Origin of the sequence: Candidatus Avelusimicrobium aviculae (genome assembly GCF_949292495.1) — a bacterium.
GTDB classification, from domain to species: domain Bacteria; phylum Elusimicrobiota; class Elusimicrobia; order Elusimicrobiales; family Elusimicrobiaceae; genus Avelusimicrobium; species Avelusimicrobium aviculae.
Genome location: NZ_CASEZB010000023.1, coordinates 87,261 through 101,791, shown reverse-complemented (window position 1 = coordinate 101,791; position 14,531 = coordinate 87,261). Strand labels below are relative to the sequence as shown.

Below are 14,531 nucleotides of genomic sequence, written 5' to 3'. Positions count from 1 at the left end.
TTGGTCATAGCAATGACCTCCTTTTGTTAAATTGCCTGCGGACACAGGCAATTTATTATACAAAAGGAGTTTTTTTATCTTCCTTACCGGTGAAACCTTTACCGAACCCCCAGCCTAGCTGGGGGTTTTCACAACATACAAGACCCCGCTTATACAAGCGGGGTTTTTTATTATCCTGTCTAGTATACTCCCTTGCTTTGGCCAAGGTCATGGTATATTCCCTGCATAGGAAAAGGCCTATAAAAGCCCAAACAAGCTGTTTTTATTTCAACCCGTACAAAGAATCCCGCGCATATAAAATATAAAAATAAATAAAGGACAAATTTTCATCTACAAACATTTATCTAATTATTTCCCGCCGTTTATTTGACATCCATTGGGCAAAAACGAACACAAACGTTTCTTTGCGGAAAAGGCCCGGTCATAACAAGAGTTTTACAAAAACAAAACCCGCCTTTTGGGCGGGTATAAAAACAAACGAAGCGGGAATTATTCTTCCGCCGGTTCGGTTTCCAAATCCTCCGCCGGCTCTATATGAAAGGAAGCCAATAGCATATCCACCAAGCGTATATCACTGGGGTATTGAACCAGTTCCCTGGCTTTAGCTAAAGATACCCAGCGGATAGAAATAATTTCAGAAGCGTCATGCTTGCCAATGCGGCCCAGCTTTTTCATTAAATACCACTGGACCATCTTTTTGACGTAGTTTCCCTGAAACGTAAACGCATATTTTACCCGAATCATCGGCCGGACGATGACCGCCTTATAACCGGTTTCTTCCAGCACTTCGCGCAGGGCGGCCTGCCGGGGGGTTTCACCCGGCTCAATATGGCCTTTGGGAAAAGTCCAAATCTTTTTCCCTTTCATATTCTTGACTTGGACCAGCAACACTTTCCGCCCGTCCAAAATCACGCCGCCGCACGAAAATTCGGATACGATCATAACCCCTTCTCAAAATTATACGCTACGTTTAAGGCCGCCTCTTCTTTTAAGATGGGAGCATAAAACTGCACGCCTATGGGCAGGCCTTGTTCGTCCTTGCCGCACGGCACGCTGATGCCGCCCAAACCGCCGATATTGCCTTGGCAGGTATATAAGTCCGCTAGATACAGGGCAAGCGGGTTTTCTTCATGCGCGCCCAGTTTAAAAGCCGTGGTGGGAGAAGTAGGCGTTAAAATAACGTCCACTTTCTCAAACGCTTTTTTGAAATCTTCCCGTATCAGTTCCCGCACTTTCATGGCTTTTAAAAAGCATTCTTCGTACCTTTCTGAAGTTAACGCATAGGTACCGATAATGATGCGTTTTTTAACTTCCAGCCCAAACGGCGCGCGGGAAAGCTCGTAATAATCATTTAATCCTTTGGCGTTTTTAGCCGCGTAACCGTAGCGAATGCCGTCATAACGACCCAGGTTGGAGGAAGCCTCCGCGCTGGTGATAATGTAGTAACACGGGGCGGAATATTTGGCGTACGGCACGTCCACCTCCACCAGTTCCGCGCCCTTGGCTTGCAGGATCTTGGCGGCCGCTTCAATTTTTTCTTTGATAACCGGGTTTAAGCCGTCCAAAAAGCCTTTGGGCATACCCACGCGTACGCCTTTTAAACCGTCAGTAAACAATTTTTCATATTCCGGGACGGGCGCGTCTAACGAAGTGGAATCATTAGGGTCTTTGCCGCTAAGCACTTCCAGCACTTTGGCGCAGTCCTCCACGGTGTGGGTAAGCACGCCCACCTGGTCCGCGCTGGAGGCAAAAGCAATTATCCCGTAGCGGGAAATACGCCCGTAGCCGGGCTTCATGCCCACTACGCCGCAAAAACCGGCCGGCTGGCGGACCGAACCGCCCGTATCCGTACCCAAAGCAACCGGCACCATGCCGCTGGCTACCGCCGCCGCACTGCCGCCGGAGCTTCCGCCCGGGACGCGCTCCAAATCCATCGGGTTGCGCACCGGGCCGTAAACGGAAGTTTGGTTGCTGCTGCCCATGGCAAATTCATCCATATTCGCGCGGCCTATAATCACCGCGTCCGCCGCCAACAGTTTTTCCACCACGATAGAGTTATACGGGGCGACGTAATTTTCCAGCATTTTGGAACAGCAGGTGGCTTTATGGCCTTTGTATAAAATGTTGTCTTTAATCGCTACCGGTACACCGGCCAGCGGGCCCAGTTTTTCCCCACGGGCTTTTTTGGCGTCCACCGCTTGGGCTTGCTTTAGGGCGTCATCTTCCCATACTTCCACAAAGGCGTTGATTTGGGGGTTTAACTCTTTAATTTTATCCAAGCAGGCGCGGGTTACGTCTTCAGCCGTGCGCTTGCCGGAAAGAATATCATTTAAAATTTCAGAAACTGTCATCATATTAAAGCACCTTTTTTACTTTGGCACAGTCGTCTTGTTCTTCATTAAAAGCGGAAATAAGCGTGCGGGCCAGGGCCGGGTCCTGCTTAGGCTCATCATGGCGCATATGCGCGCTGTGGGCGGTTTGCGTAAGTTCCACCCCGTCCGTATTTACGGCTTTTAATTCGTCCACCCATTTAAACAGGGCTTCCAGCTGTTCTTTATAAATATCGGCTTCTTGGCCGGTTACCTGCATTTTGGCCAATTTGCCGGAAAGTTCTACGTCTTTTTTGGTTATTTCCATAGTTTTGTGCACTCCTAGAAAGTATATTTTATATAATAATGGGGCCGCTTGGCTAGGTACGCGCGCTGCGCGCGCACACGGCGGCAAGGGGGTATTATGACACAAGAAGAAAATATTTGCCACACCTGCAAGAATGATCCGGCCCAACGGGACGATTGCCGCTGCACGCGCGACGGCAAAAACTGCATCAACACGCATTTTACACTGGCCCTGGTGGCGGTGATTTTTTCCTGCGCCGGGGGATTTTTTTCCATCGCTATTGCGCTGGCGGCTTTAATACTGTCTTTACGCGCGCAGGACTTGATTAAAAACGACTTGTTAGAAGAAGCCAAAAGCATGGCTTTTTGGTCCGCCCTGTTCAGTTGGCTGACCATACTTATCGCCATACTGCCCATTATTGCGGTGTTCTTTTTTGGCGGGGCCATATTAGCCGCTTTAGGAGCCATTTTAGCTGCCGCATAAATTTCAATTAAAAGCCCCGTTTTTAACGGGGCTTAAATTACTCTCTACAAATCCATAGATTTACACAAATAACTGCCCAAATCGCTAAAACTTTCGCATTCCTCTACATTGGGATAGCTTGAGTTTGTAAACCACAAACTGATTTCAGCATCACGTCCGGCAGTAAGATTTCCTCTGGTTCCTCTAGCGTGAAAATAAATTTTTACCCGGTTTGCCCCTGCCACGGCGTTCGGACCTGTAATATTTCTAATATAAGCATAGGGGCACTCGAATTGGTGGGAACTGATATTCAGATCACATACCTGGGTATAATCTATATCCAAATCTTCTACTTGCGTTGTATATTTTCCATTCGCCAAATAGTATAGTTCTTGGGCACGCACCAACCCCTTGCTTAGCTGGTAGTAGTCCATCAACCTCGTCTTTTGTACAGCCCGCTGATACTGAGGCAAAGCCACAGCCACTAAAATGCCTATAATCAACACCACTACCAAAAGCTCAATCAATGTAAAGCCGCTTAATTCCTTTATACTCTTGTTTTTCATTTGTCCCCTCTTTTTTTACTAAATTTTGTTTTCAACAAAATTTATCAAAAAAAAAAAACAAATCAAGCCCATTATAATATAACCCGGCAAACGGGGAACAAGCAAAAAACCGCCCCTGTTAATAGGAGCGGTTTTTTGTTTTAGCAACAAATTACAGTATTTCCAGCGGGGCGAATTTAAGCATAAAAGTGCGCCGCACGCCGTTGCCAAACAAAACGGTAATTTTGGCGCTCTCGCCGGAGCCGGCAATCTGCACGATTTTGCCCTGCCCAAACACCCCGTGTTTCACCAGTCCCCCCACGGCCACGCCGTCCGCATTTTTTTGGGGCGGTTTCTGCTCTGCTGGCGGCTCAAACGCCGGGCGGGAAGAAGCCTGCGGGCGGGAATATAAAGACCCCAGCCCGGAAGACCCGCGGTAAGAGGACGTATAATCCAAATCATCATTATCTTCTATTTCATAGCCGTGGCTGTCATACTTTTTTTGGAAACGGCTGGCGGACGCATACCCTTCAAACCCGTCTGAACGGCCCCCGCCAAAATTATTTTTGCCTTTCCAATAGCCATTGCCATAGTGTCCGCCATTATATCCGCCGGAAGCCGTGCCGCCGTACAAACCGTATTTGCTTTTAAAATCCGTAAAACGGGCTTGGCGGGCTTCGTGCTCTTCGCGCGCGCTTTCGTCCAGCAGGCCGCATTCGTATAAAAAGCGGGAAGGAACGTTTGTATACGTCTGCCCGAATTTGCGGCGGCTTTGCGCGTAAGACATAAACAGCTTTTCCCTCGCGCGCGTCATGGCTACGTAGCAAAGGCGGCGTTCTTCTTCCAGTTCGTCTTCGTCATCTTTGGCTATGGGGAAAAGGCCCTCCTCCAGCCCGGTAACAAACACATTGTTAAATTCCAGCCCTTTGGCCAGGTGCACCGTCATGAGCGTAACGGCGCCGCCTTCCGCGGCGGCGGAGTCGTCCTCACCGGACAAGAGGGAAATCTCCTGCAAAAAGTCAGAAACGGACGGTTCCTTCTCCCCTTTTTCACAGCGTTCTTCGTACTCTTTAACGGCGTTGACCAAAGCGTCCAAGTTCTGCAGGCGGCTTTCGGCTTCGGGGTCTTTTTCCATTTCCGCCCGAACGGCGGCCAAATAGCCGGATTCCTGCATAATTTTATTAAAAATATCGGCCGGGTCCGTCAGCAGCATATCCTGCCGCCAGCCGTTAAACAGTTTGGCTAAATTTAACGCCGCTTTGCACGCGGCGGAGCTAAGCCCTTCCACATACGGGGCTTGGGATAAAGCCTCAAAAAGGGAAATCTGTTTTTCTTCCGCATACGCGCTTAACCGGTCCTGCGCCACTTTGCCCAAGCCGCGGGTGGGCGTATTAATAATGCGAAGCAGACTGACGTTATCGGCCGGATTAATTAAAATACGCGCGTAGCATAAAATATCTTTAATTTCTTTGCGGTCATAAAAGCGCACGGTTCCCACCAAACGGTAGGGGATTTGATACTGGCGGAAGCGGTCTTCAAAGCTGCGGCTTTGGGCGTTGGTGCGGTAAAAGACGGCGATATCTTTTAAACTGGCGCCGTATTCCTCCACCAACTGTTTGATGTGCTGGCTGACCCAGCGGGCTTCTTCCCCTTCGGTAAGCAGTTCCCGCACTTCAATAGGGTCGCCGGAGGTTTTGTCCGTAAACAGGCTTTTTTCTTTGCGCTTTTTGTTTTTGGTGATTAATTGGTTGGACGCGTCCAAAATCACTTTGGTGGAGCGGTAATTCTGCTCCAGCGTGATGGTTTTGGCGTCTTTAAAATCTTTTTCAAACTCCAAAATATTGCGGATATTGGCCCCGCGCCAGGAATAAATGCTTTGGTCCGGGTCCCCCACCACGCACAGCTTGCGGTGTTTGGCCGCCAGCATGCGGGTAATCATGTATTGGGTATGGTTGGTATCCTGGTATTCGTCCACCAATACGTATTGGAAAAGGTCCTGATAATAATTTTTTACGTCTTCGTGGTCTCTTAGCAGTTCCACGGTTTTTACAAGCAGGTCTCCAAAGTCCAGCGCGCCGGCGGATTTGAGGCGCTGCTCGTATTTTTTGTACACTTCCGCCGCGCGGATTTTATAATCTAACCCGGAAGCGGTGGCGGACTGCATCATGGTATCCGGAGAGACCAAGTCATCTTTGGCGCGGGAAATTAAAGACACAATTTGGTTAATTTCTTTTTTAGGGTCTTTAATGCCCATTTGCTCCAAAATCAGGCTGACCACCTTTTTTTGGTCGCTGTCATCATAAATGGCAAAATCCCGCGTAAGGCCCAGTTTCTCCGCATGCTGGCGAAGCATGCGCACGCCCAAAGAGTGAAACGTATGTATCCACACCCGGCTGCCGGCGCCCGGTTCCAGCGCTTCCACGCGCTCGCGCATTTCCTGCGCGGCTTTATTGGTAAACGTAACCGCCAAAATGCGAAACGGATTGTATCCGTCCGCTATAAGCTTGGCTATTTTGGTAGTCAGCGTTTTGGTTTTGCCGGTGCCCGCCCCGGCCACAATTAAGCAGGGGCCGCCGTCATAATTAACGGCTTCCAGCTGCTGCGGGTTTAATGATTTTAAAGCTTCTTGTAAACTCATTTTGTTATCCTAAAAAATCAATTTCCGCCCCGGATAATACGCCGGGAGTAAACTCCAGCCCCAAGGCATAGGCCGCCGGAATTTGCCGGTTGCACGCGGCACCCAAGCTGTCTAACCGCGTAAAACCGAAACGTCCGTAATAGGCAGGGTCCCCCACCAAGCAAACGGCATGATACCCTTGCCGTTTGGCTTTTTGCAAAGCCGCACGCACGATTTGCGCCCCCAACCCGTGCCGGCGGGATTTTTCTTCCACCGCCAGCGGAGCCAGCAAAAGACCATTAACCTTGTGCGGCTTTGCCAGCAGCAAGCGGGTAAGCATGATATAGGCCTCCAGCCGGCCGGAATCTTCCCCCACAAGAGCCAATTCCGGCAAATAACGGGGGCTTTGGCGCAGCGTGTTTACAAACTCCTGCTCCTGCCCGTTGGACACTTTGGCGGTTTCAAACGCGGTTTGGACAAAGGCGTAAACAGCCGGGTAATCGGCCGGGGTTTCCGGGCGGATGAGCATAAAACTATTCCTTAAGCTTCAGCTGTACCAGCGTTTCTATGTGCTGGCTGTGAGGGAAAAAATCAAACGCTTCCACACCCGTGACTTGATACGCCTGCGTGAGGGTTTTTAACTCAGCGGCCAGCGCAACCGGATTGCAGGAAATATACAGAACGTTTTTCACGCCGGACTCCGCCACCGCTTTCACCGCTTTGGGGTGCATGCCGCCGCGGGGCGGGTCCAAAATAATCAGGGCGTCTTTTTTCTCTATGGTATGCTGTTTTACAAAATCTTCCACGCGGGAACAGAAAAACTGCACGTTTTCCACCCCGTTTAATTTGGCGTTTTCCAACCCGTTATAAATGGCGGGGGCCACGCTTTCCACGCAAATGCTTTTTTGGCATAAGTCCGCGCAGGAAAGGCTGAAACTGCCCGCCCCGCCGTATAAGTCATAAATAATTTTGGGCGCAATTTGTTTTACCAGCCCGCGCACGCGGGAGTACATCTTTTGCGCCGTTTTGGTATTGGTTTGAAAAAAAGACTGGGCGGACAGCTTAAACAATACCTCCCGTTCCGTTTGGCCGGAGGCGTTGGAAAGCAAAATCTTTTCCACAAAAAAATCTTTGCCTTTTAATACTTTTAAGCTTTCCGGGGCCGCGGTATCGGCCAGGCCGGTATTGACGGCGGACATAACGCTAAAGGACGGATACACGCTTTCCACCGCGGCAACGAAGGACTTTTCATCAAAATCATTGGTAACAAACAGCACCACAAGGCCTTCCCCCGTGTTTTTGCCCGCACGCACCATTAAATGCCGCAATATGCCGGTGTGTTTGCGTTGGTCATAATACGGCAGATTTTGCGCTTGCGCCCAGGCGCGCACGGCGTTTAACAAAGAAATCAGTTTGTCATCAAACAAAAAACATTCTTCAATGTCTACGGCCCGGTCCCACTTGCCTTTTAATTTAAAGCCAAGGGCTTGCTCAAACACCAGCGGACGGGTTTTGTTGGCGGGATCTTTTTTGTTGTAGTTCGGGTCCCACTTTACCTGATGGCAAAAACCAAGCTCCACTTTATTGCGAAAGTAACGCGGCTCATCCGTCAGCGTAACGGGAATGTCCTGCGGCCAAAAATCCCGCAAGAGAGCAGACAAATGCTCTTTCTTTTTTTGCACTTGCTGGGGATAAGTTAAATCCAACAGGGCGCAGCCGCCGCATTCTTTAAAATGTTTGCAAGAAAAATCAGACATTGAGTTTAAACAGGCAGATGTCGCCGTCCTTTACAATATAATCCTTCCCTTCGGAACGCACCAGGCCGTGTTCTTTTAACGCTTTTTCGCTTTTGTATTGCATGAGATCGTCAAAAGTATACACTTCGGCGCGGATAAAGCCTTTTTCAAAATCACTGTGGATTTTGCCCGCCGCCTGCGGGGCCGTGCAGCCCACCGGAATAAGCCAGCTGCGCACTTCCACTTCGCTCCCGGCGGTAAAATAGGTGCACAAATGAAGCAGCTTCATGCCTTCGCGCACAATTTTTTCAAGCCCGGTGTAATCGCTGCCGGTTTCTTCTAAGAAAGCGTGTTTTTCCTCTTCGGAAAATTCCGCTATTTCCGCTTCAAATTTTACGCAAAGCTCCACAAACCCGGCCCCTGTTTCCCGGGCGTATTTGGCCACTTTTTCGGCATTTTCCACATTGCGTTTTTCGGAATTGTTGCCTACATACAAAACCGGCTTGGAAGTTAAAAACTGGTATTCTTTTAATACCTCCGGCTCCAGCCCTAAAGAAGAAACCGGCTTTCCGTTTTCCAGCGCTTCTTTAATGGTTTTCATGGTTTCATAAGCGGCTACGGCTTCTTTTTTGCCGCTTTTGGCGTTGCTGGCCAGACGGTCACAAATTTTGGTGGCGGTTTCCAAGTCGGCCAGCATAAGTTCAGTATTAATAATTTCAATATCACGCAGAGGATCTACGGAATTCATTACGTGGGTAACGTTTTCATCTTCAAACAAACGCACCACGTGGATAACGGCGTCCACCTCGCGGATATTGGCTAAAAATTTATTTCCCAGCCCTTCCCCTTTGCTCGCGCCTTTCACGATGCCGGCAATGTCTACAAATTTAATAAAGGCGGCGGTTTTCTTGGGAGGCTTGAACAAATCAAACAAAGCGTCCAAACGTTTATCCGGTATCGGCACAATGCCCACATTGGGTTCTATGGTGCAAAAAGGATAGTTGCTCGCTTCCGCGCCGGCCTGCGTAAGCGCGTTAAACAGGGTGGATTTGCCCACATTGGGCAGGCCTACAATGCCAATTTCCATGAAAATCTCCTTCAAAAACAAGTGATAATATGTATATTTTAGCATTTCCCGGGCGCCTTTGGCTTTAAGGAAACACGCCATTTTTGTATACTAATAGAAAATACCCTGCCGGGTGGAGGACACATGAAAAAATATTTCTTTTTATTATTTGCCGCCGCCGTATTGCCACTGGCTTCCGCGTGCGGAGATGACGGGTTTTTAAAACCGCTGAGAGAATTTTCTGATAAATTGGCCCCGGAAGCCGCACAAAAAGCCATTGCCCTCCAACGCGCCATGGCCGGGGTGGATAATGCCAGCTTTTTACAAGCCCTCACCACGCAAACGCCGCAAGACATTATGGCTATGCTTGAAAAAGGGGCCGACCCCAACGCCCGGGACGAAAAAGGCCAAAGCGCCTTGGTGGTTTACTTAACCCAAACCAAATACCCGGCCCCGGAAACAGTTGACGCTTTCCTGCGCGCCGGGGCGGATGTAAACGCAGTTAATGCGCAGGGCATTCCGCTGGTAGCCAGCGCCTGCGCCATCAGCCCTAAAATGACGCAAACCGTTTTAGCCCACGGCGCCAAAGTGGATACCATAGGAGAAAACGGCATGACGCCGCTGATGTTCTGCGCCATATCGGCCAACAGCCCGGAAAGCATACAGCTTCTGCTGCAAGCCGGGGCAGATCCCACCTATCAAGCTCCCAACGGCTGGACCGCCCTCACCGCAGCCCAGCAATACAATAACAACCCGGCGGTGGCGCAAGCGTTGCAGGTTTTGTATTAATTTTATAAATCAGGGAAGATAAAATATTTCTAAAATAAAAAGAACGGACTCTACTAAAGGGTCCGTTCTTTGCTTAAAAATAAAACCCGCCTGTCGGTGGGTAACAAAAATACGTCCCGTACGAGATTCGAACTCGTGATCTCCGCCTTGAGAGGGCGGCGTCCTGGACCACTAGACGAACGGGACAACATATAAATTGTACCATATTTAACTAAACCAAAAAAGAAAAGCCGCTAAAGTAAAATTTCCCCGACAAAACAACGTTTTTTATATAATTTGTATATGGCCGCCTGTTTTGGGCGGCCATTATACCGGGGGGTTCCCCGCAAATGAAGAGGAATGATATTATATGGAATTAGCTCTATGGCAAACGGCATCTTTGTCTTTGCTTATTTTAGTAGTGCTTTTACTGCCGCTTACAGTACATAAAGTGGAAGAAAATTTGGAAGCTTTTTTGTTCTGCTGCGGTATTTTTGCTGTTACGGTATCCAAAAGTTGGAGCGGAAACCTGGTGCTTACCGCGCTGGAAGACCCTATCAAAATTACCTTGGCCGTATTTTTGGCCGGGTTATTGTTTAAATACTGCAACAAACATCTGCAAAAAGCCGCCAAAAAAGCCGTGGGTTTTTTGGGGCTTAGAACCACTTTGTTTTTAATTGTGTTTTTGCTGGGAATGCTGTCCAGCTTTATTACGGCCATTATCGCGGCGCTTATTTTGTCTGAGGTGGTTATGATGCTTCCCATCAACCGGGAAGGCCGCACCCGCACGGTGGTTTTTGCCTGTTACTCTATTGGCATGGGGGCCGTGTTAACCGCTATTGGGGAACCGTTGGGCACGGTGGTATTATCCAAACTCTCCGGGGAACCGCACAACGCGGATTTCTGGTTTTTAATAGAACATTTGGGTTGGTATATCTTAGGAGGCGTTGTTTTTGTTTCCTTATTGGCAAGCGCCATACGCGCCGATACCATTAAAAACGCGCCCGGCGTGAAAGAAGACGCCGCCGCAACCGATGAACACAGCGTAAAAAGCATTGCAGTGCGCGCCGGGAAAGTATATTTGTTTGTTATGGCGTTGGTGTTTTTGGGGGACGGTTTAAAACCGCTGGCCCAGCAAACCATTTCCAAACTTTCCGCCGCCTGGCTGTATTGGATTAATATGCTTTCCGCCGTGTTGGACAACGCCACTATGGCCGCCATAGAAGTTACCCCGGATATTACCACCCGCTCCCTCACTTTCTTGTTAATGAGCTTGATTATATCCGGCGGCATGCTGATACCGGGAAACATTCCCAATATCATTTGCGCCTCCAAACTGGGCATTAAAAGCAAAGAATGGGCTAAACACGCCGTGGGCGTGGGGGCTGTGTTATTAATAGCGTTCTTTGTTATTTTAAGCGCGGTGATGAAATAAAAGCGCCTCTTTAAACCAAAACGCCCAAGCCCAAACAGCTTGGGCGTTTCTATTTTAGCGGGCGGATTTTATTTTTAGGGCCCCGCACGCCGTTTTTTTATATAATTTTAGATATTAATAATAGGGAGAGGGTTTAATGAAAATTCATTCTTTTAACGTACAGCCCAATCTGCCGGAAAACATTAAGTTTCTGGAAGAACTGGCTAATGACATGTGGTTTACCTGGAATTGGCAGGCCATTTTGCTTTTTGTGCAAGTAGACGCAAAATTATGGACGGCCTCCAAACGCAACCCCAAATGGTTTTTGGGCTGCGTTCCGCAAAAACGTTTTGAAGAACTTAGCAACAACCCGGAATTTGTGGCAAACGTAAACCGGGTAAAAGAAGCCTATTATAAATATAAAAAGAATCCCAACACCTGGTATCACCAACACCATCAGGAAAAAGGCAATCTGCTGGCCGCCTACTTTTCCATGGAGTACGGTATAGGAGAAGGACTGCCTATTTATTCCGGCGGATTGGGTATGCTGGCGGGGGACCATATGAAATCCGCCAGTGATTTGGGCATGCCTATTATCGGCGTAGGTCTATTTTATAAACAGGGCTATGTGCGCCAAATTCTAAACCGCGAAGGCTGGCAAAACGAAGATTACCCCGATAACGACTGGGCCCACATGCCGGTGGAACGCGTAACTGACGCCAAAGGCAAAGAAATTACCGTAGACATTGAACTGGGCCAAGAAACCGTAAAAGCCTGCATTTGGCGCGTGCCGGTGGGCAGAACCTCCCTCTACTTATTAGATACCAATTTGCAGGAAAACACCCCCGCCCAACGTTTAATTACCGAAAAGCTTTACGGCGGCGACCGGGAAAACCGCATCCGCCAGGAAATTGTGCTGGGCATCGGCGGCGTGAAAGCGTTGGCCGCCATGGGCATTAAACCCACCGTATATCACATTAACGAAGGGCACAGCGCGTTCCTTCTTTTCCAGCGCATTATTGAAATCATGCAGGCGGAAAAATTAAACTTTGCCCAAGCGCGGGAAATTGTGTGGGCCAGCTCCGTATTCACCACACACACGCCGGTTATTGCGGGTAACGAACATTTTGACCCTATGCTCGTACGCAAATACATGGAAGCCTACGCTAACAAAATGGGTATTTCCTGGGAAGAATTTTTAAACTTGGGGAAAGAAACCCCCTCTTCCACCACCTACTGCATGACAGTAGTGGCCCTGCGTTTAACCGCTTTTGCCAACGGCGTGGCCAAACTGCACGGCGTGGTAAGCCGGGAAATGTGGAAAAACCTCTGGCCCACCCTGCCTATGGACGAAGTGCCGATAACCAGCATCACCAACGGCATTCACAGCTCGTCTTGGATTTCCCACGAACTCAATGAATTATATCGCAAATACTTATTTGATAATGACCAAACCGGCGAGGTGGACCCGTCTGACGCTTCCAAATGGGAAAAAATGGATCAAATTCCCAATGAAGAATTGTGGAAAGTGCACAATATCCGCAAAGAAAAATTGATTGATATGGCGCGCGGACGCCTGCGCCGCCAGCTTACCCGCCAAGGGTTAGACGTAATGACAGTCAACAAGGCGGGCAAAGTGCTTAAAAAAGACGTGTTGACCATTGGTTTTGCGCGCCGCTTTGCCACGTACAAACGCGCCACCTTGCTGTTTAAGGATTTAAACCGCTTGGATAAAATCGTCAACAATCCCAAACAGCCGGTGCAGTTTATTTTCGCGGGCAAAGCTCACCCGGCAGATACCCAGGGCAAAGAATTTATCAAAACCATTATCAATATTTCCCAAAACGACCCGCGCTTTAAAGGCAAAATCGTTTTTGTGGAAGATTACAACATGAACACCGCCCGCTATATGGTGCAGGGGGTGGACGTGTGGCTTAACAACCCCCGCCGCCCCATGGAAGCCAGCGGAACAAGCGGCATGAAGGCCGCGTTAAACGGTGCGATGACGCTGTCTATTTTAGACGGCTGGTGGGATGAAGTAGGCCCGTGCGAATACGGCTGGTCTATCGGCGGGGCGGAAAAATACGCCTCCGAGGCGGAGCAAGACGCGGTGGAAGCGGAATCCCTCTACAATTTAATAGAGCAGGACATCGCCCCCGCTTACTACGCCAAAGGGGAAGACGGCATTTCCTTGCCGTGGCTGACGCTGATGAAAGAATCCGTCAAACACATTGCCCCGGTATTCAACACACACCGCATGGTAAAAGAATATTATGAACGCTTTTACGTACCGGCCAATAATTACTTCGGCATTTTATCCGCGTCCGGCAAAGCGCAGGCCGTTGCCGCCTGGCGCAAGAAAATCGCCGAAAACTGGTACCGTGTAAACGTGGTGGATATTACCCCTAAATTTGAAAGCGCCATTTTAATGGGTGATAAAGTAAAATTTAAAGCCCGCGTGTTTTTAGGAAATTTGGCGCCGGAAGAAATTCAGGTGGAACTCTACCTGGGCCAGCGCGGTTCTTTAGGCGATATGGTAAAAGAAGACGCGGTGGACATGACTTGCACCGGCAAAGAAGGGGACGCTTATATTTATGAAGTGCAGCTCTCCCCCCTCAACAGCGGCCGGCAGGATTACGCCCTGCGCATCTTGCCCGCCAATAATGATATTCCCAACGTATTAAACCCGTTGTACATACGCTGGGAAGATTAACCGGGCGCACCCCTCTGTAAAAGGACGGGGAGACCCGTCCTTTTTATTTGGTTTATGGACTCTATATGTTAAATATTGTACTTGTTAACCCGGAAATCCCGTTTAATACCGGCAATATCGGCCGCTCGTGCGTGGCCACCGGCACCATGCTTCATTTGGTGGGAAAGCTGGGTTTTAAAATAGAATCAAAAGAAATACGCCGCTCCGGCCTGGATTATTGGCCTAACTTAAACTACCGCCGCTACAAGGACTGGGACGAATTTTTAGCGGTTAATCAACCCCCTTTGCAAGACATGTTTTTTATGTCCACCAAAGGCAAAAAAGTTTATTGGGACGCGCAATTTTCCCCCAACAGCTATTTGATATTCGGCGCGGAATCCTGCGGGCTGCCTAAAGACTTTTACGAACGTTATAAAGACCGCCTTTACACTATCCCTATGCCGGGGCCGGTGCGTTCGCTTAATCTGTCGTCATCGGCGGCCATTACTTTGTTTGAGGCGCTGCGCCAAACACGCGCGTTGAAATAAAAATTTGCGTTGTCTTCCATAAAAAACCCCGCCTGTTTTTAAACAGGCGGGGTATTGTTTTTAATCT

Annotated in this window: 13 protein-coding genes and 1 tRNA gene; 5 read left to right on the top strand and 9 right to left on the bottom strand. The window is 49.0% G+C overall.

All coding sequences use genetic code 11. The features are described 5' to 3' along the window. Positions 1–489: 489 nt before the first annotated feature. From ACQY33_RS05835 to gatC, 3 genes are read right to left on the bottom strand one after another with little or no spacing between them, the layout of a single operon-like run. The gene (locus ACQY33_RS05835; protein WP_428074846.1) at positions 490–942 is read right to left on the bottom strand and encodes an NUDIX hydrolase; all 453 of its coding nucleotides are present in this window, start codon (positions 940–942) and stop codon (positions 490–492) included. Then, entirely contained in the window at positions 939–2,354 is a 1,416-nt protein-coding gene (gene gatA / locus ACQY33_RS05830) for an Asp-tRNA(Asn)/Glu-tRNA(Gln) amidotransferase subunit GatA (RefSeq protein WP_428074844.1), read from the bottom strand. Before gatA ends, ACQY33_RS05835 begins: the two co-directional genes overlap by 4 nt. 1 nt (position 2,355) lies before the next feature. Next, positions 2,356–2,637 carry an Asp-tRNA(Asn)/Glu-tRNA(Gln) amidotransferase subunit GatC gene (gene gatC, locus ACQY33_RS05825; RefSeq protein ID WP_428074842.1) on the bottom strand — a complete coding sequence of 94 codons (282 nt, stop codon included), beginning with the start codon at positions 2,635–2,637 and terminating at the stop codon, positions 2,356–2,358. Between the two features lie 96 nt (positions 2,638–2,733). Between gatC and ACQY33_RS05820 the strand changes: the two genes are divergently transcribed. Further along, positions 2,734–3,099 carry a hypothetical protein gene (locus ACQY33_RS05820; protein ID WP_428074840.1) on the top strand — a complete coding sequence of 122 codons (366 nt, stop codon included), beginning with the start codon at positions 2,734–2,736 and terminating at the stop codon, positions 3,097–3,099. A gap of 44 nt (positions 3,100–3,143) precedes the next feature. Here ACQY33_RS05820 and ACQY33_RS05815 read toward each other — a convergent pair whose 3' ends face one another. The 5 genes from ACQY33_RS05815 to ychF all read right to left on the bottom strand — a co-directional run bounded on the left by ACQY33_RS05815 (position 3,144) and on the right by ychF (position 9,063). After that, complete coding sequence (locus ACQY33_RS05815) at positions 3,144–3,644, bottom strand: type IV pilin protein (protein ID WP_428074838.1); 501 nt, start codon at positions 3,642–3,644, stop codon at positions 3,144–3,146. A 151-nt stretch (positions 3,645–3,795) separates the two neighbouring features. Further along, complete coding sequence (locus tag ACQY33_RS05810) at positions 3,796–6,261, bottom strand: ATP-dependent helicase (protein ID WP_428074836.1); 2,466 nt, start codon at positions 6,259–6,261, stop codon at positions 3,796–3,798. A 4-nt stretch (positions 6,262–6,265) separates the two neighbouring features. Then, positions 6,266–6,769 carry a GNAT family N-acetyltransferase gene (locus ACQY33_RS05805; protein WP_428074834.1) on the bottom strand — a complete coding sequence of 168 codons (504 nt, stop codon included), beginning with the start codon at positions 6,767–6,769 and terminating at the stop codon, positions 6,266–6,268. Between the two features lie 4 nt (positions 6,770–6,773). After that, on the bottom strand, positions 6,774–7,997 hold the full coding sequence (gene rlmD, locus ACQY33_RS05800; RefSeq protein WP_428074832.1) for a 23S rRNA (uracil(1939)-C(5))-methyltransferase RlmD: 1,224 nt from the start codon (positions 7,995–7,997) through the stop codon (positions 6,774–6,776). Then, entirely contained in the window at positions 7,990–9,063 is a 1,074-nt protein-coding gene (gene ychF / locus ACQY33_RS05795) for a redox-regulated ATPase YchF (RefSeq protein WP_428074830.1), read from the bottom strand. The genes rlmD and ychF overlap by 8 nt, the downstream gene beginning before the upstream one ends. A gap of 123 nt (positions 9,064–9,186) precedes the next feature. Between ychF and ACQY33_RS05790 the strand changes: the two genes are divergently transcribed. Next, positions 9,187–9,831 carry an ankyrin repeat domain-containing protein gene (locus ACQY33_RS05790; RefSeq protein WP_428074828.1) on the top strand — a complete coding sequence of 215 codons (645 nt, stop codon included), beginning with the start codon at positions 9,187–9,189 and terminating at the stop codon, positions 9,829–9,831. Positions 9,832–9,943: 112 nt separating this feature from the next. Here the strand turns inward: ACQY33_RS05790 and ACQY33_RS05785 are convergent. Continuing rightward, positions 9,944–10,017: transfer RNA gene (locus tag ACQY33_RS05785), tRNA-Glu, on the bottom strand. Positions 10,018–10,180: 163 nt separating this feature from the next. Here ACQY33_RS05785 and ACQY33_RS05780 point away from each other — a divergent pair. From ACQY33_RS05780 to ACQY33_RS05770, 3 genes are all read left to right on the top strand, one after another. Then, entirely contained in the window at positions 10,181–11,245 is a 1,065-nt protein-coding gene (locus ACQY33_RS05780; protein WP_428074826.1) for a DUF1646 family protein, read from the top strand. 136 nt (positions 11,246–11,381) lie between these two features. Further along, a complete protein-coding gene (glgP, locus tag ACQY33_RS05775; RefSeq protein WP_428074824.1) occupies positions 11,382–13,937 on the top strand; it encodes an alpha-glucan family phosphorylase in 2,556 nt (851 codons plus the stop codon). 65 nt (positions 13,938–14,002) lie between these two features. Further along, complete coding sequence (locus ACQY33_RS05770) at positions 14,003–14,464, top strand: tRNA (cytidine(34)-2'-O)-methyltransferase (RefSeq protein ID WP_428074822.1); 462 nt, start codon at positions 14,003–14,005, stop codon at positions 14,462–14,464. The last annotated feature ends 67 nt before the right edge of the window (positions 14,465–14,531 follow it).

What these genes read in the sequence shown, in the direction of transcription:
- ACQY33_RS05835 (WP_428074846.1), bottom strand. Translation starts at nt 942, where the DNA reads ATGATCGTATCCGAATTTTCGTGCGGCGGCGTGATTTTGGACGGGCGG.
- gatA (WP_428074844.1), bottom strand. Translation starts at nt 2,354, where the DNA reads ATGATGACAGTTTCTGAAATTTTAAATGATATTCTTTCCGGCAAGCGC.
- gatC (WP_428074842.1), bottom strand. Translation starts at nt 2,637, where the DNA reads ATGGAAATAACCAAAAAAGACGTAGAACTTTCCGGCAAATTGGCCAAA.
- ACQY33_RS05820 (WP_428074840.1), top strand. Translation starts at nt 2,734, where the DNA reads ATGACACAAGAAGAAAATATTTGCCACACCTGCAAGAATGATCCGGCC.
- ACQY33_RS05815 (WP_428074838.1), bottom strand. Translation starts at nt 3,644, where the DNA reads ATGAAAAACAAGAGTATAAAGGAATTAAGCGGCTTTACATTGATTGAG.
- ACQY33_RS05810 (WP_428074836.1), bottom strand. Translation starts at nt 6,261, where the DNA reads ATGAGTTTACAAGAAGCTTTAAAATCATTAAACCCGCAGCAGCTGGAA.
- ACQY33_RS05805 (WP_428074834.1), bottom strand. Translation starts at nt 6,769, where the DNA reads ATGCTCATCCGCCCGGAAACCCCGGCCGATTACCCGGCTGTTTACGCC.
- rlmD (WP_428074832.1), bottom strand. Translation starts at nt 7,997, where the DNA reads ATGTCTGATTTTTCTTGCAAACATTTTAAAGAATGCGGCGGCTGCGCC.
- ychF (WP_428074830.1), bottom strand. Translation starts at nt 9,063, where the DNA reads ATGGAAATTGGCATTGTAGGCCTGCCCAATGTGGGCAAATCCACCCTG.
- ACQY33_RS05790 (WP_428074828.1), top strand. Translation starts at nt 9,187, where the DNA reads ATGAAAAAATATTTCTTTTTATTATTTGCCGCCGCCGTATTGCCACTG.
- ACQY33_RS05780 (WP_428074826.1), top strand. Translation starts at nt 10,181, where the DNA reads ATGGAATTAGCTCTATGGCAAACGGCATCTTTGTCTTTGCTTATTTTA.
- glgP (WP_428074824.1), top strand. Translation starts at nt 11,382, where the DNA reads ATGAAAATTCATTCTTTTAACGTACAGCCCAATCTGCCGGAAAACATT.
- ACQY33_RS05770 (WP_428074822.1), top strand. Translation starts at nt 14,003, where the DNA reads ATGTTAAATATTGTACTTGTTAACCCGGAAATCCCGTTTAATACCGGC.